A 19,734-nucleotide genomic window follows, 5' to 3' on the forward strand; every position below is an offset into this window, starting at 1 on the left:
AATAATAAAACATCCGGATATTTATCTAACGACGACAAGTGACATCCATGTGAAGAGGAAGGCGGACAAATTTCAGAACACGCGGATGAAATTGACTTTTATTGCTGTTTGTTGGATCTCGATCCTTGTTCGGAGATTGAAAAGCGATGCTGTAGCCGATATATGACATTCGAATGACATGGTGAATTCGGAAGGCAGGCATGGAGAAAAAGTCGCCGCACGGGCAATGGCAGCAGGTCGAGAGCGATATTGCCGAGGATATTCTGACCGGCCGTCTCTCGCCCAAGGCACAGCTTCCGACGGAAACCGATCTGATGGAGCGTTTCGGCGTCGGGCGCCACACCATCCGGCGTGCCATCTCCCGCCTTGAGAGCCGCGGTCTCGTGCTGGTCGAGCAGGGGCGCGGAACCTTTGTCCGGGACAGCCGTCTCGACTACCGTTTGTCTGAGCGCACGCGCTTTTCCCAGAATCTTCTCGATCAGGGCAGGGAGCCGCTCGGACAGGCCATCCATGAAGAGGTGGTTCCGGCGTCCGAGGCGATCGCGGAAGCGTTGCGGCTTCCGCATGGCGAACCCGTCTATCATATCGTCAGGCGCGGTTTCGCCGACGAGGAGCCGATCAACTATTCGCACGCCTATTATCCCGTGCGTCGTTTTCCGGGCTTCGACGAGGCGCGGCGCAGTGGGCGAAGCGTGACCGTCATTCTGGCCGAATACGGCATACCCGACTATATCCGCCTGCGCACCGACATCGTCGTCCGCCTGCCGACGAGCGAGGAAGCGAAGCAGCTTAGCCAGTCCATGTCCCAGCCGGTGGTGGCGCTGAAAAAGGTGGACGTCGATCTCAAAGGCACCCCGATCTCCTATTCCGAGTCGGTGTGGCCGGGCGAGCGCGTTCAGTTCTCGATCGACAATACCAGCCAGCTTCTGGATGTGCTTGCGCGCGGCGACGCGGGCTGACGGATTGGTCCGGTGCGTTGCGCTCCCTGCGGAGACGGAATGACGCGCCGGCATCCTGGCGAGCGTTTGGCATCGGCAAGCTTAACTCAAGACTAACTATGATTTAAAGCAGCGCGAGCGATTTATGCGCGCGGCGACGAGTTGTTATACCGTTCGATATACCAGATGGAGATCCAAGAAAAATTCTGCTGGGATTTCTGGTGCGGTTTTACAGGGACATGGTCGAGGGCCGGAATGCGGGCACGGATGCCGGCAATTCATCGCGCCTGCTCCTGAACCTTCAGGTGCTGCGCGCGCTTGCGGCATTGTCCGTCGTCGTCGCCCATGCCTTGCACGAGAACGAGGCACTGGCCAGCGTAACGGGCCGCGCGGCGGTCGATGGCTCCGCATGGAATCTCGGCTTCGGCGTCGACATATTCTTCGTTCTTTCCGGCTTCATCATGACCCATACGGCGGCGTCGGAATTCGGCAAGGGCGGCGCTCCGCTGCGCTTCTTCCTGCGGCGGTGCGCGCGTGTGATCCCGCTTTATTGGCTGCTGACGAGCGTCATGTTGCTGGGTGCGCTCGTGGCTCCGTCACTGCTTGCGGTTCCCATCGGCTCCTTTTCGCATGTTCTGGCGTCCTACTTCTTCATTCCGTCCGGGCGCGGTGTGGACGAGATCAGGCCGGTGCTGGCGCTGGGCTGGACGCTGAACTACGAAATGCTGTTCTACGTGTTCTTCGCAGCCGCGCTCCTGTTGCCGATAAGGGCGGGTATCATCTGGCTGTCGGTGCTCATGATCGGGATGGCGCTGCTCGGAAATCTCGTCGATTCCGGCCGGGTCCAGATCGCCTTCTGGACGAACCCGATCATTCTGGAGTTTCTGTTCGGCGTTCATGTCGCCTTGATCTTTCGCAGCGGCGTCAGGATGGGCGGCGCGACGGCGCTTGGGCTGACGGCTATCGGCCTGCTGGGATTCGTGCGCATTTCCACGCCGTGGAACGATGCGGCCTTGCCGCAATTCCTGCGAAGCGGCATGCCCGCGGCACTATTCGTTCTGGCAGCTGCAATCGGTCCCGTCCTGCCCCAAAAGAGGATCGTCCTTTGGGCCGTGGCCTTGGGGGACGCCTCTTATAGCCTCTATCTCTCCCATCCCTTCGTCTTGCGGCCGATGCGTGCCGTCTGGGCGAAAACGATCGGCGGCAGTCTTCCTCTTGGCATGTTCGTTGTATGCGCGACGCTTGGCGCCGCCATATTTGCCCTGGCGCTGTTCAGGGGCGTCGAAAAGCCGCTGACGAGCCGCGTCCAGAAGATCGTGCTCGGTTCTGTACGGCGCAAGCGTGTGCCAGCCGGCCCTCGTCCGGCCGTTGACACAGAGAGTGCATGATTCTCTTCAGGCGGCCCGCTTTCCCCTGAGATAACCGGCATGGTTCGCAGCGGCCGAGGCCACGGCGTCCAGCTGCGTCGCGGCGCGGATGAGGATATGGCGTGCCGGTGCGTCGGGCTCATTGATCCAATAGGCAAGATGGTTGCCGGCGTTGCGAGAAACCGTGGCCAGGCGCAGCGGATCGCTGCGGCCGAGCCGGCGCAGGACGGCATTCAACGGTTTGGAGAGGCGAGGGTGCTCGCGTGCCAGCTCGGATAATGTAATTGCCGCCTCGCCGATCGTAAGGGCGGCGAGCATTCCGCGCAGGTCCTCTTCAGCCTGCTTTTCCGAGACGCCCGCGTTCGTTGCGGCCTGGCCGCCCAGGCGATCGACCGTCCTGCTGAGCCAATGGTCTCTCGTCCAGCGCGCAGGCGTCTGGCCGATATCCGCGAGGTCATGGCGCGTAGCGCGCTGTAGGCGTTGCCTTTTTGCCGGCAGATTGGGTGGAAACAGAAGCGTGAAGACCAGGACGCCTGCGCCGACGCCAAGCAGCAGCGCCAGAGCGCCGTTGAGAAAGGATGCCGCATCGGCGCGGCTGGTATTGTCCGGGCTGACCAGATCCAGGAACAGGAAGGCAAAGCTCGTCGCCAGGGCGGCGGTGCCGGCATTGCGCATGGCAAGGCCCGTCGCAAACATGATGACGCCGATGAGAACGGCCAGTTCGGTAAAGTCCGACAGCATCGGCAGGATGGCGAAATTGCAAATCGCGGCCGCAAGCACCGCGACCATACCGCCTTTCAGGAAGCCCATCCCGCCGACCACCGGATTGGGCCGGGTTGCGAACAGGGCGCAGATGACACCCAGGATGACGATGAAGCTGGGGCCGGAAGGCCAGGCCGTCGCGATCCAGAACCACGATCCGATGACGATGGCGACGAATGTGCGAATGCCGTTGTGAAGGGCAAGGAGATGATCGACATGAAAAGAGAGCTTTAGCCTTGAGGGCGGCGCCTTCTCGTCCGAAAACAGCGTTTGGCGGATGAGCGCGCCATGCGCGGCTTCGAGCAGCCTGTCGAGATGATCGAGAATAGCCAGCCGTGGCGAAATCGCATGGCCGGTGCTGACGGGCGTTTCGGACAGCGCGGCCCGGACCTCGGATCGCAATGCGGCAACCGCGTCCGGACGGACCTCTGCGCCGGAGCCGATAGCATCCAGCAGGCTCGCCGTTTTTCCGACAAGGGGGTCGTCGAGATCCGGTCGTGCCGCGAGATGCTCGCGGAGGGACTGCGCAATGGCCATCTGCGTGAACATCGCCACTGCCGCGCCGCGCAAATGGCCGAAGCGGCTGCGCACGGAGCTGGAGCTGGCCGCCGCATATTCCGCGGCGACATCCAGTTCGAGCGCTCCCGTCAGCAGCCGCTGGAAGCCAGACGTATTGGCCTGGCCGCGCAAAGCGCGGGCGCAGAGATCGGCGACCTGACCGAGATATGTCGCCAGGCGGTTGCGGATGTCCAGCAGCGGAGTTCCGGGGGCGAAAATGGTGGTGAAGACCGCTTCCGTCATGATCCCGAGACCGATGTAGATCACGCGGGCGATCGCAATGTCGAAGACCTCCAGCGGCGAGCTGATGGAATCGAAGGCAATGATTGCTGCCGTATACCCGGCAAGCACCGCGCCGTAGGAGCGGAAGTTGCGCAAGCCCGTGGCAAGCGCCGTGCACAACCCCAGCCACAGGCCGAGCGATAGAATGAACAGTTCCGGCACCTGTGCGAATAGCGCGACCATCGTCACCGCGGCGACAGCTCCGATGACCGTGCCCAGGATTCTGTACTGGCCTTTGGAAAGGCTCATGCCGCGGCTGGATTGCGCCACGATCCAGACGGTCATCGGCGCCCATTTCGGATCGTCGAGATTGAGCAGGAAGGCGATGTAGAGCGCCACCAGCGACGCCGCCGTCGTTCGCAGCGCGAAACCGACCGCCGGCCACGTCAACCATCCCGGAAGCGCGATGCCGCGGGCCAAGGGGGTCAGGAACTTCGACGAATTGAAAAATGCCGCTGTCATGGCCGGAGCCATAACGGTGTCGGCCGGTAAAGATAATATCGTAATTTCAGGACATATTATTGCTGAAAATGGTATTATCTGAAGCGATCGCCCGCGAAGGCCGCGCCGGGCCGGCGAACATGATCCTTTCGAAAGGTAAAGCATGATCACGGACCTCGAGAGCATTCGGATTTTTCTGCGGGTCGTGGAGCGCGGCAGCTTCACGGCCGCCGCCGCGCAGCTGCGGCTGCCTTTGACCAGCGCGAGCCGGCGCGTGAAGCAGCTCGAGGACGATCTCGGCGTTCAATTGCTTTATCGCACGACGCGGCGCGTATGGGTCACGGATGCCGGGCGCGACTATTATGAGCGTTGCATCCGCGCCGAAGAGATATTGCAGGAGGCGGACCAGACCGCCCGCGCGGTGCGCATCGAACCGCAGGGGATGCTGCGCGTCCTCATGCCTTATACGCTCGGCCTGAGCGTGGTCGAACCCAGGCTCGGCGAGTTTCGCCAGCATTACCGGAAGGTGCAGCTTGCTCTCACCTATGACAACTACCCCCTCGATCTGATCGAGCATGGCTTCGACGTCGCGTTGCGAACGGGGCCGCTTGCCGATTCCGGCTATTCCGCGCGCTTGCTTGGAAGGTCCCGCGCCCATCTTGCCGCAAGCCCAGCCTATCTCGACAGGTTTGGCCGTCCGGAGCGTCCGCAGGATCTGAGGGAGCACGCCATCATGATCATGGGTGCCGGGACTTCTCTGGCGACGGTGCGGTTGCTCGATGAAGCCAGCAACGTAACCGAGGTCGTCGTCAAGCCGATCCTGATGTCCAATGAGGCGACGACCATCATTCGGCAGGCCGTTGCCGGAGCCGGCATAGCCTTGATATCGCCTCAGCTTGCCTCGCAGCACTTTGCGCGCGGCGAGCTCGAAGCCGTTCTTCCGCAATGGCAGCGCGCCGATGACATCGAGCTCAACGCGCTCTTTCCGAGGCGGGCGACCTCGGATCGCAAGGTGCGCAGCTTTGTCGATTTCCTCGCCGAGGTGTTCAAGGACTGGAGGGTATAGGGGCCTGCTTGCGCAGCCGTTCAATCGGCCCATTCGGGATCGGTCGTGAAAGCGATCGTAAGCCAACGGTCCGGGCCTTCGTCGCCGATTGCCTCGCCGATCTCGTCGCGGATGTGATCCCATTCCTCCAGTCTCTTCGCCGGCCCGTTTGGCGGTACGATGAAATAAAGCTCGATCTGTTTGCCGCGGCCGACGCGCGCGACATAGGAGCGGTAGGATTCGAAATCGTAACGCCGAACGATGTCGGTCGCCACGCGGTCGACATGGTCTCGCAGGTCCGAAGGCGTCACGAGGAGGATGTCGGCGAATGCCTGCTTGATCGTTCCGATCGGCATGGGAATGACGACGAGGCAGACCAGGGCGAGAGCGACCGGATCGACATAGGGCGACATCCATTGCAGGCTTGTGCCCTGAATGAGAAAGCCGAAGATGAAGGCAAGCAGCAGCGCGCCACTGAGGCTTCCCGTCATTATCCAGGCCTTGACGTCCAGAGCAATGAAGCTGGATCTGAGCTCGTCGTTCGCCCGTCTGCCATAGGCAGCCATCAGGAGAGCAATGAGCATGGTCAGCGCGGCATAGATAATGGCTTGATCGAAGGAAAGATGCCGTCCACCGGCCATGATGCTGCCGATCGCGTTGATCAGGGCGTAGATCGCTGCCCCCGTCAGCAAAATGCCGTTGAGACCGAGCACCATGGGTTCGAGGTGCCAGAAGCCCATGGTGAAATGCTTGGCGAACTTGCCGGCGGACGTGCTGTTCGTCGCGGAGGATATGATCAGGTTGGAGACGATCAGCGCAACGATCGTCATGCTCGCATCCGTGAGCGCATAGACGCCGTCGAACACGATGGCGTAGGAACCGGAGAGAAGTCCAAAGACAATGCCGGCGGCCGCCAGAACGAACGTCACGATAATGGAAATGCGCAGGACGCTTTGTTCGGTTATCACTTTTCAATCTCCGGTGGAGGCGCGCTCGGCGCCGCCTGTGATTTCATAGGCAGGCCGGAGTCTTATCGTGTCATGTGGCCCGCGCCAATCCGAGACGCGCCTTCTTCGTCTTGCAATGTCGAGCAGACTGTTCGATCCGTCAGGATTCGCGTGGCCTGACGCTCCGTCCCTGCCGCCTGAATTCGCTCGGTGTGACGCCGACCAGCTTCTTGAAGTCGCGGGCAAAGTGAAAGGGGTCCGGATAGCCGCATCTGGCGGCGATCCTGCCGACCTGCTCATCCGAGACGACCAGCAGCGGCTTTGCGGCATTTATGCGCTCGTGGCGCAGCCAATCGACCGGCGTCGTTCCCATCCGCTGTCGAAAGCGGCGAAACAACTGCGCCTGGCTGAGATTGGCGGCGGTGGCCAATTCCCGTACGGTCCAGGGATGTGTCAGATCGGCGCGGACCACCTGCATGACCCTCTGCAGGCGCTGAACGGCGTCGCCGATATCGCCGCCGTCGGCGCGCTCCGAGACCAGCGAGGAGATCAGTTGGGCAAGCAAGGCAAAGCAGCGGCTGTCGGCCAGGAAGGCGTTGCCTTTCACCTCGTCGAGAATCTCCGCAAACAAGGCGCGCGGACCGCGCGGGTTCGTCATGTCGAAGACCGGATTTGCAATCACGCCCAGGTTGTCGAAAAGAGTGTCGAGCCCATAGCCGATAAAGCCCAGCCACAGATAGGACCAGTGTGAGTGACGCGGGTCGCAGCGATGCGAGTACAGCATCGAGGAATCCAGCCAGGCGATGGTCCCTTCGTGCAGAAAGCTCGATAGGCCGTTGACATCCAGCACGCCTTTGCCGCTTAGAGTGAAGATCAGGGTATGCTGGTTGAAGCGGTGGGCGATCGGCATTTCGCGGGGTGCGCAGGTCCGACGGCCGGCGGCCAGAAGCGCATAGGGCAGGGCACGCGATAGTCTGCCGGGCGTTTGAAAGAAGACTTCGTCCAGAGCAGGGATATCGTCCGGGGCTGCTTCATCGTTCATGGCAAGTCGGCCTTGTTCGGGGATGAGAGTTTTATCCATATAGCCGCGGTTTGCATCCATGTCTTTCTGCCGTCTCGTCATTTATTCTGTCCGGGATGAACCACAATGGACGAGGTCCTGATCGTGACGACGGCAACCCCTGTATTCGACCCGCTCTCGCAAGCGTTCGCGGATGACCCCTATGCTTCCTACCGTGAGCTGCGCGCCGCCCCCGGCCCGGTCTATTACGAGCATTTCGACGTATGGCTCCTGTCGCGCTATCAGGATGTCGCTGCCGCGGCTGCCGACAAGACGCTCGTGCGTTCCCTCGAATTCTTCCTCTCCCCCGAGGAGATAGAGGAGCAGAAGGTGCGCCAGAACTGGCACGATATGCCGAACCATTCGCGTTTCGTGCAGTTCAGCCTGCTCGATTCCGATGGCGAGACCCACGACCGGCTTCGCCGCAAGGTGTTCCGTGAATTTACCCCCGCACTCGTCGCGCGCCAGCGCGGAATGATACAGGATTTCGTCGACCGGCTGCTGGACCGTCTTCTTCAAGCCGGCACTATCGATTTCGTCGAGGATCTCGCCTCGCAGGTTCCGGGCCACATCATCGGCTCGGTTCTGGGCGTGCCGGCGGAATATGCGGGACAGTTGCGCAAATGGTCCGAAGAGGTCGTGCAATATTTCGACGTCGACCGCAGCGCCGAACGCAAGGCGATCGCCGAACGCGCGACGACCGAATTCTATGAACTTCTCAAGGAGCTCATCGCCGATCGAGTGCGCAGTCCGCGCGAAGATCTTCTCTGTCGGCTGACCGAGGCGCATGTCGCCGGCGAGCTGACGGAGGACGAGCTCGTTTCCACCTGCATGCTGATCCTGATGGCCGGACACGGCTCGACGATCGATGTACTCGGCAGCGGGATGCACGCTCTCTTGCAGTATCCCAATGCCCTGGCAAAGCTCAGGGAGACGCCGGCCGCGATGCCGACCGCCATTCAGGAAATGTTCCGCTTCGAATCGCCGCTGCCGTTCTTCCATCGCTATCTGACGGAAGACAAGACGATTGCCGGCAGGCATCTCCCGAGGGGCGCGAAGGTCGGCCTGCTCTACGGCGCCGCCAATCGCGATCCCGAGCAGTTCGAGGTGCCCGATCGGTTCAATATCGAGCGCACCCCCAACCGCCATCTGGCATTCGGCGGCGGCGCGCATTTCTGTCTTGGCAATCACCTTGCTCGGCTGGACATGGAGATCATTTTCTCGACGCTCTTGCAGCGCACCCGGTCCATCGATCTGCTGGAGGAAAGCCCTGCCTACAAGCGCGGGCTATCGGTGCGCGGTCCGAAGCGCCTCGACCTCCGCCTCAATGCCGCTTGAGACGAACCGACAAAGCAGGGAGAATATGAATACAATGTGTGAAATCGTGTTTATCGATTCCGCCGGTCGAGAGACCCGTGTGCGTGCGGAAGACGGCGAGACGCTGATGGCTGTTGCCGTCAGAAACGGTATCGACGGCATCGTGGCGCAATGCGGCGGCGCCCTGGCCTGCGGCACCTGTCATTGCTATATCGAGCAGCCCCATCTCGATCTCCTGCCGCCGCCCTCCGAAGAGGAAGCGGCGATGATCGAATTCGTGATGGAGCCGACCGCCAACAGCCGCCTCAGCTGTCAGGTCCTTGCCAATGCCGTCGTCGACGGCATGCGTGTCGTCGTTCCCGACAGCCAGCACTAAAGTAATTCCAGGGAAAGCGCATAGCGGTTTTCCGTTCGGAATTGCGTATCTGCCTTCATGGGCAAGCATTTCGATGCCGGACGGTCCGCATGGTGGATGCGGGCCAGATCCGGGTGCATCAAGCCGGCTGTGGAACCGGCGCTGGCCGACATCGCAGAGGAGCGGATCGGGCGGATTGGCCGTGATGCTGGGCTCAGGCTTCGTCCCGGCGCACCAGATGCTGAATGTTCCCGGAGCCTGACTCGACCAGATCGCGTAATGTCGGCGGCACCAGCTCAAACCGGTCGAGCCCGGCCTGTGTGGCGGGTGCCCAGCGAAATTCGAGATCGGCATTGCCGTCCCTTACCCGATGCACGATTTCCGTTTCGTGAAACGGGAGAGGCTGCGACAGCTCCGCCTCATAGTAGAAGCCGACTTCGTGAACGCGGCGGCCGGAAAGGTCGAAGAAGTTTTCGATGATGAAGCGCAGGGGGCCGATAGTCGCCTTGCAGCCGATTTCCTCCTCGATTTCGCGGGCGAGCGTTTCGGCGCCAGCCTCGTGAAACTCCACCCGGCCACCGGGCAGAGACCAGTATCTGTCTCCAACCACGCGATGCACGAGGATATGGCTGCCGGAGCGGATCAATGCACCTGCCCGCAGTTGAAAGCGGGATTCTGCCGAATCCATCACAATCATGGTTCGTGCTGTTTCTGCCATGGATCGGCCCTCCGATTGCGGGATAGGATAAGAATCGCCTCCACTTATACCCACTCTATTCTGGGATGTATCGAAGTCGTTTAAAGGTTGCTTTCCTGCCGGTTCATCCTCCCCATTGGACGAGATTTTGGTGATGCGCTTCGTCAATCCCATTCCTTTCGTGACCGACATTGCCCGCTCGAAGGCGTTTTACGGCGAGCTGCTTGGCCTCGGGATTGTGCACGACTTCGGCAACTTCGTGCTCTTCGACACCGGCTTTGCGATTCACGACGGCAAATCGCTGGAGCGAACGATCTGGAAGAAAAGCGATGAGACATCTGAGCCATATGGCCGCGGAAACATTCTTCTCTATTTCGAACATGAGGACGTGGATGCAGCGTTCGAGGCGATCGCACCGCATGTAGACCTCATTCATCCCGTCGAGAGACAGGAATGGGGGCAGCGCGTGTTCCGCTTCTATGACCCTGACGGCCATGCGGTAGAAATCGGCGAGCTTCAGCTTGACTTGGCGGCCGACTGACGCCTTTGCTCTTCGGCTTGAAACGGAGGAGAATGAGGATGCCGTTCGGACAGGATCTCCAATTCGAAGAGCTTGCCGTCGATCTTCCGTGCGATTTCGAAATACTGCGCCACGATGCCGCCTGCGAGGGCAAGCGGTTTGTCGAGAGGTTGTATGCCGAATGGCAAAGCGGCCAGCAGCGTTTTACCGGAGTGCATGAAGCTCTTATGACGGCCCGGGTGAATGGCGATCTTGCCGGGATCGGCGGATTGACGGTCGACCCCGGCATGACGTCCGCCATGCGCATGCGCCGCTTCTATATTCGTCCATCCCACCGGCGCCATGGCATCGGTCGTCAGCTGGCGATGACGCTCCTGAGCCGGTCGATCGCGGCTGGAACAATCGTGACCGTCAATACGGACGATGCCGGCGCGGCCTTATTCTGGGAGACGATGGGCTTCCAGCATCATCCGCAAGCTGGCCACACCCACCGGCTTCAATGGCAAGGGCAGAAGGCTGTCTGCTCAGCGGATTGACAGCTGGTTGCAGCCATCCGACCATCGCTAACGAGAGTCGCAGGCTTCAGCGTCAACGGTGGTGGGATGGCTTTGAATCACGAGGTTGCGACAACGACGGAGCATGAAGTCCCTGCGCCGAAATTGCATGATTGGCGTATCGAACCTCGCGAATACGAGCGGCAGGAGCAAAGGCGAGGCCGGCGATTTGCTTTCGAGCGAATTACACCGCGTCAGACCGCATTGGTCGTCATCGACATGATCCCGTTCTTTGTCGCGGAAAGCGGCTACTGCCGGGGAATCGTTGCGAATATCGAGCGGCTGGGCGATGCCGTCCGGGCAGGCGATGGCCTTGTCTCCTGGGTGGTGCCGGGTTCCGTGCAGCTTCACCCCGCTTTGGCCGAGGAGTTCTATGGCGCGGATATCGCAGAGCTGTTCCGGACATCGGGAGGATCGGGAGCGATCGCGGCGAGACTCTGGTCAGGTCTTCGCCAGGCCCCGGGCGACCTCCTTCTGGAAAAATTCGCCTACAGCGCCTTCTTTCCGGGCTCCTGCGATTTGCCGCACATGCTGCGGGAACGGGGAATCGACACGGTGATCATTGCCGGTACGCTGACGAACATATGCTGCGAGTCGTCGGCAAGGGACGCTTTCGCCTCCGGCTTTCGAGTGGTCTTCGCGGCCGACGCCACCGCGGCAAGACGTGACCACGACCATAATGCGGCGTTGCATAATATCTATCGCAGCTTTGGCGATGTGCGCCCGACGGAGGAGATCGTCCGCCTCCTGCAACGACAGACGGCTGATCGGCTCGACGATGCTTGATGATATCGTTTTGGAAGATTCTGCGGTTCGGAGCCTGCTCTCGCGGGTAGCGCCGCAATGGGCCGATCTTCCCGTTCAACGCCTTGCCTCTTCGGGCACAGACAACGCGATCTATCGATTGGGTATCAAGCTGCTGCTGCGCCTTCCCCGCCGCGAGGCCGCGGCCGATCTGATAGCCAAGGAGCTTGACTGGCTGCCTCGTTTTGCAGATTTGCCGCTCGACGTGCCGCGATTGCGTTTTCGCGGAACTATCGATTTCGGCTGGAAAAGCGATTTCGGCATTTTCGACTGGATGGAAGGCGATATTGCGTCGCCGCGCAATATCGCCGATCCGCTTGCGGCAGCGCTTGCGCTGGCGAACTTCCTGAACGCCCTGCATCTCGTGGAGACGGAAGGAGCGCCGCCAGCGGGAGAAGGCAACCATCGGCGCGGCGTGGCGCTGGACGCCCTGTCGTCGGTCACGCTTCCGGCCATCGACATTCTTGCGGACGAAATCGATGCCGATGCGGCGATCCGACTTTGGAAGCGGGCCTGCGCCACCGTTCACCGCGGGCCGTCGGTGTGGCTGCACGGCGATCTCAAGGCGGATAATCTCATCGCCCGAAACGGCCGGCTGACGGGGGTTCTCGACTAGGGCCTTTGCGCGGTCGGCGATCCGGCCGCCGATTATGCCGCCCCGTGGACCTGGGTAGATCCTTCGGCACGTGCTGCCTTTCGCCATGCCTGTGGTATCGGCGATGCCGACTGGCTTCGCGCGGAGGGCTGGGCGCTTTATGCTGCCGTCATCGCCTTGAGCTACTATCGAGGCGGAAGGAACGAGGCGCTCTGCGAACAGTCGCGCCTCATCTTGACCCGGCTCGGCATGCGATAGCGGTCTGCGAGACAGATCGCTCCAGTGTTGCGCATGCCGGCTACAGCATGCGGCGCAGCACTTCGTCCCTGCGGAAGAAATGGTGCCAGAGGGCCGCCAGGATATGAAGGCTGACGACGGCATACAGGCAATAGGCGCTGTATTCATGGATGCCGGCGGCGGTTCTCTCCAACCCTTTGTCGAGCGGCAGCAGGTTGGGCCATTGGAAGAGGCCGAACCAGGGCAGATCGTGGCCGCCGGCGGCGGAGGTGGTGTAGCCCGCAAGGGGCATCAGGATCATCAGCGCGTAAAGTAGGATATGTGCAGCTCGGGCGGCATGATGGTTGAGGCCGCCAAGCGGCCGCCGATACGCAGGCTCGCCAAGCGAAAGCCTGAGCGGCAGCCGGATTGCGATGAGGACGAGCGCCGTCATGCCGAGCGATTTATGCACGTCGAGAAGGGCGCGGCGCAGCGCTACGCCCGGCGTGAGGTACGAGCAATAAAGGCCGATGACGAGCGCCGAGATGATGACGATCGCCATGAGCCAATGCAGGATCCGTTGCGATGGCCGGTATCGGGTGGTCGATACGGTTGCCGAGGCTTCGGTGGTGACGGACATATGTTTTATTTCTCCGGTCGTCTGGGGGATGCGGCGCGCAGGTTTGATCGGCCGGAATATGGCTGATTTGAGGGCTCGCCCGTTCACCTTCTCGCGAGCGGAAGGGCATTGGGGTCGACGGGCCGACAGCGCGCGCGGCGACGGTCGATGCTATTGTCGCGCTTTCGAAGAAGTCGCTTGGCCCCGCTCACCGGATGCGGAGAGGATTTCGCAGCTTTCCGTATGTGCCGGCGCAGGCGCCTCCGCGGGAAGAGCCTTGGTACAGATGCCGATCTCGTGGCCCTCGATGCGGAAGAAGGCGATGCCTCCCGTCTCGAGCGCTTGCCGAAGTTGCGCTTCCGTTGCCCGATGCAGGCTGTGGCGATTGCCCTCATAGTCGCGGATCGTGCTGCGCGACACGCCCGAGCGGTCGGCAAGGTCCATCTGCGTCCAATCAAGGAAGCCGCGGGCTGCTCGGCAGAGCGCTGGTGTCAAAATCATCGCATTTCACCTTGACGCAGGGTTCAAAGCTGCCCATATTGGGCAATATCTATCATATAGGACATAATTTGCCGGTTTTCTAGGGGTTTTGCCGCCGTGGCAGTCTGACATAGATCCGGCCTAGCGAAGGAACGACGTTTTGGGATAACCAGCGAGCCTGTTTTTATTCTAGCACTTTTGGCTCTGCCGTTTATCGGAAGTCTTCTTTCCGTATGTCTGTTGCGCACGCAGTCGCGGCGCGGTCCGGCCTCGATCGCCGGCACGGTGACGTTTCTGGCGCTGTTGATTTCAGCGAGCTTCTATCCCGCCGTCAAGGACGGTGGCGTGATCCGCTACAGCATAGAGTGGCTGCCGCAGCTGGGGCTCGATTTCAGCCTCAGGATGGATGGCTTCGCCTGGCTGTTTTCGCTCGTCATCACAGCCATCGGCTTTCTCGTCATCGTCTATGCCCGCTACTATATGTCGGAAGAGGACCCGGTTCCGCGTTTCTTTTCCTTCCTGCTGGCCTTCATGGGAGCGATGCTCGGCATCGTGCTGTCGGGCAATGTCATCCTGCTCTCGATATTCTGGGAGCTGACGAGCATCTTCTCCTTCCTGCTGATCAGCTATTGGCACAATACCGCGGCGGCGCGAGACGGCGCCCGCATGGCGCTGACAATCACGGGGATCGGCGGATTCTGCCTGCTGATCGGATTGATCCTGCTCGGCCATATCGTCGGCAGCTACGATCTGGACAAGATCCTGGCCTCGGGCGACGTCATCCGCAACCATCCGCTGTATTTGCCGGCTTTGGTGCTGATCCTGCTGGGAGCGCTGACGAAGAGTGCGCAATTTCCCTTCCATTTCTGGCTTCCGAATGCCATGGCGGCGCCGACGCCGGTTTCCGCCTATCTGCATTCCGCGACGCTGGTAAAGGCGGGCGTCTTTCTGCTGGCGCGCTTCTGGCCGGTTCTCGCCGGCACCAACGAGTGGTTCTATATCGTCGGCGCGGCGGGGATTATCACGCTGCTGCTCGGCGCCTATTTCGCGATGTTCCAGCAGGACCTGAAGGGCCTGCTCGCTTATTCGACCATCAGCCATCTCGGTCTCATCACCACCTTGCTCAGCCTCGGCAGTCCGCTGGCCACGGTCGCCGCCATCTTCCACATGCTGAATCATGCGACTTTCAAGGCGTCGCTGTTCATGGCGGCCGGCATCATCGACCACGAGACAGGCACCCGCGACATGCGCCGCCTGAGCGGCCTTTTCCGCTATATGCCCTTCACCGGCTCGCTTGCGATCGTCGCGAGCGCCGCCATGGCCGGCGTTCCGCTGCTCAACGGCTTCCTGTCGAAGGAGATGTTCTTCGCCGAGGCCATCGAGACTCATGCCGATTCCATTCTGGATCGCATGCTTCCCTATGTGGCGACGCTGGCGAGCGCCTTCAGCGTCGCCTATTCCCTGCGCTTCATCCAGACGGTCTTCTTCGGGCCGGCTCCGACGGACCTGCCGATCGCCAAGCCGCACGAGCCGCCGCGCTGGATGCGTTTCCCGATCGAATTTCTGGTCGTGGTGTGCCTCGTCGTCGGCATCGTTCCGGCTCTTTCGATCGCACCCTTCCTGCAGGCAGCCGTCGTCAGCGTTCTGCATGCCGATACGCCGCAATACAGCCTCTCGCTTTGGCACGGCTTCAATCTGCCGCTCGTCATGAGCATCATCGCACTGGTCGGCGGAACGGTTTTCTACTTTGCTTTCAAGGACTATCTGGGCCAATGCGAAGATGGCCCGCCCATTTTCCGCCGCCTGAAGGGGCAGCGTATTTTCGAGCGGGTGCTGGTGGAGGTCTCCTGGCATTGGGCGAGAATCGCGGAAAAGCGGATCGGTACGCGCAAGCTGCAGCCGCAGCTTCGCTGGGTTGTCGTGACCGGCTTTGCCGCCGGCCTGCTGCCGCTCTATCTGGCCGGCTTCGAAGCGCCGCATTTTGCCTTTTCAGGCGCAGATCCCGTCTTCGCGGCGATCTGGGCGATCGGCATTTGCCTGGCGATCGGCACCGCCTTCTTTGCCAAATACCACCGGCTCGCGGCGCTGGTGATGCTCGGCGGGGTCGGGCTCATCGTCTGCATGACGTTCATCTGGCTCTCCGCACCCGATCTTGCCATCACCCAGCTTCTCGTGGAGATCGTCACGACGGTTCTCATTCTGCTCGGATTGCGCTGGCTGCCCAAGCGAAACGCGGGGATCGACGATACGGTCGACCTGCGCGCCCGCTTTCGCCGCTTTCGCGATCTTGCGCTCGCCGTCGTCTGTGGCGTCGGCATGATGTTTATCTCCTATGCCGTCATGACCATGCCGGTGCCGGATGCCATTGCGAATTACTTCCTTGAGAACGCCTATTCGAAAGGTGGCGGCCGCAACGTCGTCAACGTGATCCTGGTCGATTTCCGCGGCTTCGACACCCTGGGCGAAATCGCCGTTCTCGGCGTCGTCGCATTGACGGTCTATGCGCTGCTGCGTCGTTTCCGGCCTGCGCCGGACAGCATGGAGATGCCGGAGCAGCAGCAGATCCAGAACCGCTTCGACGAGGAACGGCCGGAGCGTTCGGCCGGCGATACCGTGCGCGACTACCTGCTGGTGCCCTCGGTGATCATGCAGTGGATGTTCCCGTTCGTGATCGCGCTTTCGGTCTATATCTTCATGCGCGGGCACGATGCTCCGGGCGGCGGCTTCTCCGCCGGGTTGACGCTCTCGATCGGCTTCCTGCTGCAATATCTGGCCGGCGGTACGCGCTGGGCGGAGGATCGCATCCGTATCCTGCCGCTGCGCTGGATGGGAGCCGGGCTTCTCGTTGCAACGGCAACCGGCATCGGCGCCTGGTTCTTTGGCTATCCCTTCCTTACGTCGCATTTCCAGTATCTGGACGTGCCGTTGATCGGCAAGGTGCCGGCCGCCAGCGCGCTGCTCTTCGATCTCGGCGTCTTCCTGCTCGTGGTCGGCTCCACGGTCCTGATCCTCGTCGCCCTCGCGCACCAGTCGATCCGCATCAACCGCCTGCGCGCGCTCGAAGCGGACAAGGCAAAGGGGGATTGATGGAACTCATCTTGTCCATTGCGATCGGTGTGATGACGGCCTGTGGTGTCTGGCTGATCCTGCGGCCGCGCACGTATCAGGTCATCATCGGGCTGTCGCTTCTGTCCTATGCGGTCAATCTCTTCATCTTCGGAGTGGGCGGCGTGAAGACGAACGTGCCGCCATTGCTTGGTGACGGCACCGCGACGCGCGCGCTGGCCGATCCCGTGCCGCAGGCCCTGGTGTTGACGGCGATCGTCATCGGCTTTGCGACCACCGCCCTGTTCCTGGTCGTTCTGCTGGCCTCGCGCGGCTTGACCGGCACGGACCATGTGGATGGAAGGAGCGATCGGAAATGACGGGCTGGTCGCATCATCTCATCATCGCGCCGATCCTCGTTCCGCTGGTCGCGGCCGCGTTGCTTCTGTTCATCGACGAGCGCTCGCGAACGTTGAAGGCGCTCGTGAGCCTGGCCGCCACGCTCCTGCTGGTGGTCATCGCGCTCGCACTCTTCCGCACGGAAGGCGCATCGGCCGGGCAGGAGCGCGCCTATCTGCTCGGAAACTGGAGCGCGCCTTTCGGCATCGTGCTCGTGCTCGACGGGCTTTCGGCGCTCATGCTGCTGCTGACATCCATCGTCGCTGCCGCCGCGCTGATATTCTCGCTGGCGCGCTGGCACGCGGTCGGCGCGCATTTTCACACCATGTTCCAGCTGCTGCTGATGGGGGTCAACGGCGCGTTCCTGACCGGAGACCTCTTCAACCTCTTCGTCTTCTTCGAGGTCATGCTGGCGGCGTCCTATGGCCTGCTCCTGCACGGCTCCGGGCCGCTCAGGGTCAAGGCGGGCATGCACTACATTGCGGTCAACCTTGCGGCGGCACTGCTCTTCCTTATCGGCGTCAGCCTGATCTATGGCACTGCGGGAACGCTGAACATGGCGGATCTCGCCGTCCGTATCCCGGAAATGTCTGCCGATCGCCGCATGCTCATGCAGGCCGGCGCCGGCGTGCTCGGCATCGCATTTCTCATCAAGGCCGGCATGTGGCCACTCTGCTTCTGGCTGCCCACGGCCTACAGCGCGGCCACGGCGCCGGTCGCGGGCATATTCGCCATTCTGAGCAAGCTCGGCATTTACGTCATCCTGCGGCTGACGATGCTGCTGTTCAGCACCGGTCCTTCCGCGGGATTCGGCGCGACCGTGCTTCTCTATGGGGGCATGGCGACGCTGATCTTCGGCACCGTCGGCGTACTGGCGTCGCAGGCGCTCGGCCGCCTGGCCGGCTTTTCGGTGCTCGTCTCGTCCGGGACGCTGCTGATGGTGATCGGTATCAACGACGGTTCCATCTCCTCCGGCGCGTTGATGTACCTCGTCAGCTCGACGCTGACGATCAGCGCCTTCTTCATGCTGATCGAGCTCGTGGAGCGCGGACAGGATGCGGGCGCCAGCGTTCTCGCCGTTACGATGGAGGCATACGGGGACGCCGAGGAGAAGGAGCCGGCGGAGGGCGATGGCGTCGCCATGCCGGGCACCATGGCGATACTCGGCATCTGCTTTGCCGCCTGCGGCATCCTGCTTGCCGGACTGCCGCCTCTCTCGGGCTTCGTGGCCAAGTTTGCCATGCTCTCCGCCATGATGGGAACCGGTGCGATCGGCATTCCGCCGAGCGCTGCCGTCTGGACCCTGATCCTGCTGGTCATTCTTTCGGGCATCGCCGCGCTGATCGCCATGACGCGCGCCGGCATAAGGACATTTTGGAGTTCGCTAGAGGGCACTATTCCGCGCGTGCTCGTCATCGAGATACTGCCGGTCATGGGCCTGCTCGCATTGACGCTGGCGCTGACCATCTGGGCAGGTCCGGTCATGGTTTACATGGATGCGACCATCCGCACGCTCAGCGATCCCGGCGTTTACGTCGATGCGGTTCGCAATGCGGCGGTGGCGCCGGCTGACGCAAGCAAAGCGGGGGGCCTGTGATGCTGCCTTATCCGCTTTTGGCGCTGAGCTTGATCCTGATGTGGCTGCTGCTGAACGGCTTCACGCTCGGCCAGCTTGTGCTTGGCATCATTGTCGCCGTCTTCGCTTCCTGGGGCATGGCGTCGCTGCGGCCGGAAAAGCCGCGGCTGCGAAAATGGTATCTGCTGCCCAAGCTCTTTTTCCGCGTCGTTTTCGATATTCTGAAATCGAACGTGCATGTGGCCTGGATCATTCTGAGAGGGCAGTCACGCACGGCAACGCCGGGTTTCGTCGTCCTTGAGTTGAGGGTGCGGGATCAGATCTCGCTCGCGCTGCTGGCCGTTATCCTGACCAGCACGCCTGGCTCCGCCTGGCTGGAATATGATTCCAACGACAATACGGTGCTGCTGCATGTCCTCGACCTCGAGAACGAGGCGCAATGGCGTGATACCGTTGCCAATCGGTATGAAAACTTGCTGATGGAGATATTCGCATGAGCGCCACGATCATCCAGATATCCGTTGCGGCCGCGCAGCTGATGATCGTGGCTGCGATGGCGATCGCTTCGATCCGCATGTTTCGGGGGCCGCGCGCGCAGGATCGCATCATCGCGCTCGACACGCTCTACGTGAACGCCATGCTGCTGCTGCTGACCTTCGGTATCGGCACCGGGCGTGTCGTCTATTTCGAGGCCGCGCTCGTCATCGGCATGCTCGGCTTTGTCGCAACCGTTGCGCTGGCGAAATTCCTGATGCGCGGGGAGGTGATCGAATGACTACGCCATTTGACAGCATACCTCTATGGGCCGCCATCCCCGTCGGCGGACTGCTCGTCGTCGGTGCCTTCCTCACCCTGATCGGCGCCGTCGGCTTCCTGAGGCTCGGTACGTTCTACGAGCGCATCCACGCGCCGACATTGGGCACGAGCGGCGGCATCGGCGCGATCATGATCGCCTCGATGATCTTCTTCTCGGCATCGACGCGGTCGCTGGTCGTCCACGAACTCCTGATCGGCATTTTCGTGACGGTGACGACGCCGGTCACTTTCATGCTGCTTGCCCGTGCGGCGCTGCATCGCGATCGCGCCGAACAGAACGGCAATGTTCCGCCCAAGCAACCGCCTGAAGAAACGCCGGCCGAAGGGCGTTCGCCGTAGTC

At 61.6% G+C, this 19,734-nt stretch carries 20 protein-coding genes and 1 pseudogene; 15 read left to right on the top strand and 6 right to left on the bottom strand.

Features of this window, described 5'->3' with window-relative positions; genetic code table 11:
* Nucleotides 1-200: 200 nt before the first annotated feature.
* Nucleotides 201-959 carry a phosphonate metabolism transcriptional regulator PhnF gene (phnF, locus tag ACJJVH_RS21445; RefSeq protein WP_112799422.1) on the top strand — a complete coding sequence of 253 codons (759 nt, stop codon included), beginning with the start codon at nucleotides 201-203 and terminating at the stop codon, nucleotides 957-959.
* Nucleotides 960-1,159: 200 nt separating this feature from the next.
* On the top strand, nucleotides 1,160-2,326 hold the full coding sequence (locus ACJJVH_RS21450) for an acyltransferase family protein (RefSeq protein ID WP_412066080.1): 1,167 nt from the start codon (nucleotides 1,160-1,162) through the stop codon (nucleotides 2,324-2,326).
* A gap of 6 nt (nucleotides 2,327-2,332) precedes the next feature.
* Here ACJJVH_RS21450 and ACJJVH_RS21455 read toward each other — a convergent pair whose 3' ends face one another.
* A complete protein-coding gene (locus tag ACJJVH_RS21455; RefSeq protein ID WP_412066081.1) occupies nucleotides 2,333-4,369 on the bottom strand; it encodes an FUSC family protein in 2,037 nt (678 codons plus the stop codon).
* A gap of 142 nt (nucleotides 4,370-4,511) precedes the next feature.
* Between ACJJVH_RS21455 and ACJJVH_RS21460 the strand changes: the two genes are divergently transcribed.
* The gene (locus ACJJVH_RS21460; RefSeq protein ID WP_112799425.1) at nucleotides 4,512-5,414 is read left to right on the top strand and encodes a LysR family transcriptional regulator; all 903 of its coding nucleotides are present in this window, start codon (nucleotides 4,512-4,514) and stop codon (nucleotides 5,412-5,414) included.
* 20 nt (nucleotides 5,415-5,434) lie between these two features.
* Here the strand turns inward: ACJJVH_RS21460 and ACJJVH_RS21465 are convergent, their stop codons facing one another.
* Nucleotides 5,435-6,361 carry a cation transporter gene (locus ACJJVH_RS21465; RefSeq protein ID WP_113357025.1) on the bottom strand — a complete coding sequence of 309 codons (927 nt, stop codon included), beginning with the start codon at nucleotides 6,359-6,361 and terminating at the stop codon, nucleotides 5,435-5,437.
* A gap of 139 nt (nucleotides 6,362-6,500) precedes the next feature.
* Nucleotides 6,501-7,382, bottom strand: coding sequence for a helix-turn-helix domain-containing protein (locus tag ACJJVH_RS21470; protein ID WP_412066082.1), 882 nt, complete (start codon nucleotides 7,380-7,382; stop codon nucleotides 6,501-6,503).
* 105 nt (nucleotides 7,383-7,487) lie between these two features.
* On the opposite strand from ACJJVH_RS21470, the gene ACJJVH_RS21475 reads away from it, so the two are divergent.
* Both ACJJVH_RS21475 and ACJJVH_RS21480 read left to right on the top strand, forming a co-directional pair.
* Nucleotides 7,488-8,738, top strand: a complete 1,251-nt coding sequence (locus ACJJVH_RS21475; protein ID WP_113434129.1) for a cytochrome P450 — start codon at nucleotides 7,488-7,490, stop codon at nucleotides 8,736-8,738.
* Nucleotides 8,739-8,772: 34 nt separating this feature from the next.
* Nucleotides 8,773-9,093 (top strand): 2Fe-2S iron-sulfur cluster-binding protein, encoded by a 321-nt coding sequence (locus ACJJVH_RS21480; protein ID WP_112799433.1) that lies wholly within the window; start codon nucleotides 8,773-8,775, stop codon nucleotides 9,091-9,093.
* Nucleotides 9,094-9,286: 193 nt separating this feature from the next.
* Here the strand turns inward: ACJJVH_RS21480 and ACJJVH_RS21485 are convergent, their stop codons facing one another.
* Nucleotides 9,287-9,790: an NUDIX domain-containing protein gene (locus ACJJVH_RS21485; protein ID WP_113384343.1), complete on the bottom strand. Its 504-nt coding sequence runs from the start codon at nucleotides 9,788-9,790 to the stop codon at nucleotides 9,287-9,289.
* 133 nt (nucleotides 9,791-9,923) lie between these two features.
* On the opposite strand from ACJJVH_RS21485, the gene ACJJVH_RS21490 reads away from it, so the two are divergent.
* The 4 genes from ACJJVH_RS21490 to ACJJVH_RS21505 all read left to right on the top strand — a co-directional run bounded on the left by ACJJVH_RS21490 (nucleotide 9,924) and on the right by ACJJVH_RS21505 (nucleotide 12,263).
* On the top strand, nucleotides 9,924-10,310 hold the full coding sequence (locus tag ACJJVH_RS21490; protein WP_113434128.1) for a VOC family protein: 387 nt from the start codon (nucleotides 9,924-9,926) through the stop codon (nucleotides 10,308-10,310).
* Between the two features lie 38 nt (nucleotides 10,311-10,348).
* Nucleotides 10,349-10,825, top strand: coding sequence for a GNAT family N-acetyltransferase (locus ACJJVH_RS21495; RefSeq protein ID WP_412066083.1), 477 nt, complete (start codon nucleotides 10,349-10,351; stop codon nucleotides 10,823-10,825).
* Between the two features lie 66 nt (nucleotides 10,826-10,891).
* Complete coding sequence (locus tag ACJJVH_RS21500) at nucleotides 10,892-11,629, top strand: isochorismatase family protein (protein ID WP_412066084.1); 738 nt, start codon at nucleotides 10,892-10,894, stop codon at nucleotides 11,627-11,629.
* A gap of 10 nt (nucleotides 11,630-11,639) precedes the next feature.
* Nucleotides 11,640-12,263 carry a phosphotransferase gene (locus ACJJVH_RS21505; RefSeq protein ID WP_412066085.1) on the top strand — a complete coding sequence of 208 codons (624 nt, stop codon included), beginning with the start codon at nucleotides 11,640-11,642 and terminating at the stop codon, nucleotides 12,261-12,263.
* A gap of 277 nt (nucleotides 12,264-12,540) precedes the next feature.
* Here ACJJVH_RS21505 and ACJJVH_RS21510 read toward each other — a convergent pair whose 3' ends face one another.
* Nucleotides 12,541-13,098 carry a cytochrome b gene (locus ACJJVH_RS21510; protein WP_412066086.1) on the bottom strand — a complete coding sequence of 186 codons (558 nt, stop codon included), beginning with the start codon at nucleotides 13,096-13,098 and terminating at the stop codon, nucleotides 12,541-12,543.
* Between the two features lie 261 nt (nucleotides 13,099-13,359).
* Nucleotides 13,360-13,598 (bottom strand): annotated as a pseudogene (locus ACJJVH_RS21515) (helix-turn-helix domain-containing protein); the annotation flags it as partial.
* 124 nt (nucleotides 13,599-13,722) lie between these two features.
* Between ACJJVH_RS21515 and ACJJVH_RS21520 the strand changes: the two are divergent.
* The 6 genes from ACJJVH_RS21520 to mnhG are packed head-to-tail and all read left to right on the top strand — an operon-like array spanning nucleotide 13,723 to nucleotide 19,732.
* Nucleotides 13,723-16,644 (top strand): monovalent cation/H+ antiporter subunit A, encoded by a 2,922-nt coding sequence (locus ACJJVH_RS21520; protein ID WP_412066200.1) that lies wholly within the window; start codon nucleotides 13,723-13,725, stop codon nucleotides 16,642-16,644.
* Nucleotides 16,644-16,982, top strand: coding sequence for a Na+/H+ antiporter subunit C (locus ACJJVH_RS21525; protein ID WP_069610048.1), 339 nt, complete (start codon nucleotides 16,644-16,646; stop codon nucleotides 16,980-16,982). Before ACJJVH_RS21520 ends, ACJJVH_RS21525 begins: the two co-directional genes overlap by 1 nt.
* Nucleotides 16,979-18,598 carry a monovalent cation/H+ antiporter subunit D gene (locus ACJJVH_RS21530; protein WP_112799449.1) on the top strand — a complete coding sequence of 540 codons (1,620 nt, stop codon included), beginning with the start codon at nucleotides 16,979-16,981 and terminating at the stop codon, nucleotides 18,596-18,598. Before ACJJVH_RS21525 ends, ACJJVH_RS21530 begins: the two co-directional genes overlap by 4 nt.
* A complete protein-coding gene (locus ACJJVH_RS21535) occupies nucleotides 18,598-19,074 on the top strand; it encodes a Na+/H+ antiporter subunit E (RefSeq protein ID WP_113451662.1) in 477 nt (158 codons plus the stop codon). The genes ACJJVH_RS21530 and ACJJVH_RS21535 overlap by 1 nt, the downstream gene beginning before the upstream one ends.
* A complete protein-coding gene (locus ACJJVH_RS21540) occupies nucleotides 19,071-19,352 on the top strand; it encodes a K+/H+ antiporter subunit F (protein WP_112799453.1) in 282 nt (93 codons plus the stop codon). The genes ACJJVH_RS21535 and ACJJVH_RS21540 overlap by 4 nt, the downstream gene beginning before the upstream one ends.
* Nucleotides 19,349-19,732, top strand: a complete 384-nt coding sequence (gene mnhG, locus ACJJVH_RS21545) for a monovalent cation/H(+) antiporter subunit G (protein ID WP_113422611.1) — start codon at nucleotides 19,349-19,351, stop codon at nucleotides 19,730-19,732. Before ACJJVH_RS21540 ends, mnhG begins: the two co-directional genes overlap by 4 nt.
* Nucleotides 19,733-19,734: the final 2 nt, after the last annotated feature.

This window comes from Rhizobium sp. SYY.PMSO, from assembly GCF_046840415.1.
Lineage (GTDB): Bacteria > Pseudomonadota > Alphaproteobacteria > Rhizobiales > Rhizobiaceae > Rhizobium.

Coding starts and splice junctions, on each gene's coding strand:
- ACJJVH_RS21470 (WP_412066082.1), bottom strand. CDS start 7,382: ATGAACGATGAAGCAGCCCCGGACGATATCCCTGCTCTGGACGAAGTC.
- ACJJVH_RS21490 (WP_113434128.1), top strand. CDS start 9,924: ATGCGCTTCGTCAATCCCATTCCTTTCGTGACCGACATTGCCCGCTCG.
- phnF (WP_112799422.1), top strand. CDS start 201: ATGGAGAAAAAGTCGCCGCACGGGCAATGGCAGCAGGTCGAGAGCGAT.
- ACJJVH_RS21495 (WP_412066083.1), top strand. CDS start 10,349: ATGCCGTTCGGACAGGATCTCCAATTCGAAGAGCTTGCCGTCGATCTT.
- ACJJVH_RS21485 (WP_113384343.1), bottom strand. CDS start 9,790: ATGGCAGAAACAGCACGAACCATGATTGTGATGGATTCGGCAGAATCC.
- ACJJVH_RS21500 (WP_412066084.1), top strand. CDS start 10,892: ATGGCTTTGAATCACGAGGTTGCGACAACGACGGAGCATGAAGTCCCT.
- mnhG (WP_113422611.1), top strand. CDS start 19,349: ATGACTACGCCATTTGACAGCATACCTCTATGGGCCGCCATCCCCGTC.
- ACJJVH_RS21510 (WP_412066086.1), bottom strand. CDS start 13,098: ATGTCCGTCACCACCGAAGCCTCGGCAACCGTATCGACCACCCGATAC.
- ACJJVH_RS21455 (WP_412066081.1), bottom strand. CDS start 4,369: ATGACAGCGGCATTTTTCAATTCGTCGAAGTTCCTGACCCCCTTGGCC.
- ACJJVH_RS21480 (WP_112799433.1), top strand. CDS start 8,773: ATGTGTGAAATCGTGTTTATCGATTCCGCCGGTCGAGAGACCCGTGTG.
- ACJJVH_RS21530 (WP_112799449.1), top strand. CDS start 16,979: ATGACGGGCTGGTCGCATCATCTCATCATCGCGCCGATCCTCGTTCCG.
- ACJJVH_RS21475 (WP_113434129.1), top strand. CDS start 7,488: ATGGACGAGGTCCTGATCGTGACGACGGCAACCCCTGTATTCGACCCG.
- ACJJVH_RS21460 (WP_112799425.1), top strand. CDS start 4,512: ATGATCACGGACCTCGAGAGCATTCGGATTTTTCTGCGGGTCGTGGAG.
- ACJJVH_RS21540 (WP_112799453.1), top strand. CDS start 19,071: ATGAGCGCCACGATCATCCAGATATCCGTTGCGGCCGCGCAGCTGATG.
- ACJJVH_RS21525 (WP_069610048.1), top strand. CDS start 16,644: ATGGAACTCATCTTGTCCATTGCGATCGGTGTGATGACGGCCTGTGGT.
- ACJJVH_RS21535 (WP_113451662.1), top strand. CDS start 18,598: ATGCTGCCTTATCCGCTTTTGGCGCTGAGCTTGATCCTGATGTGGCTG.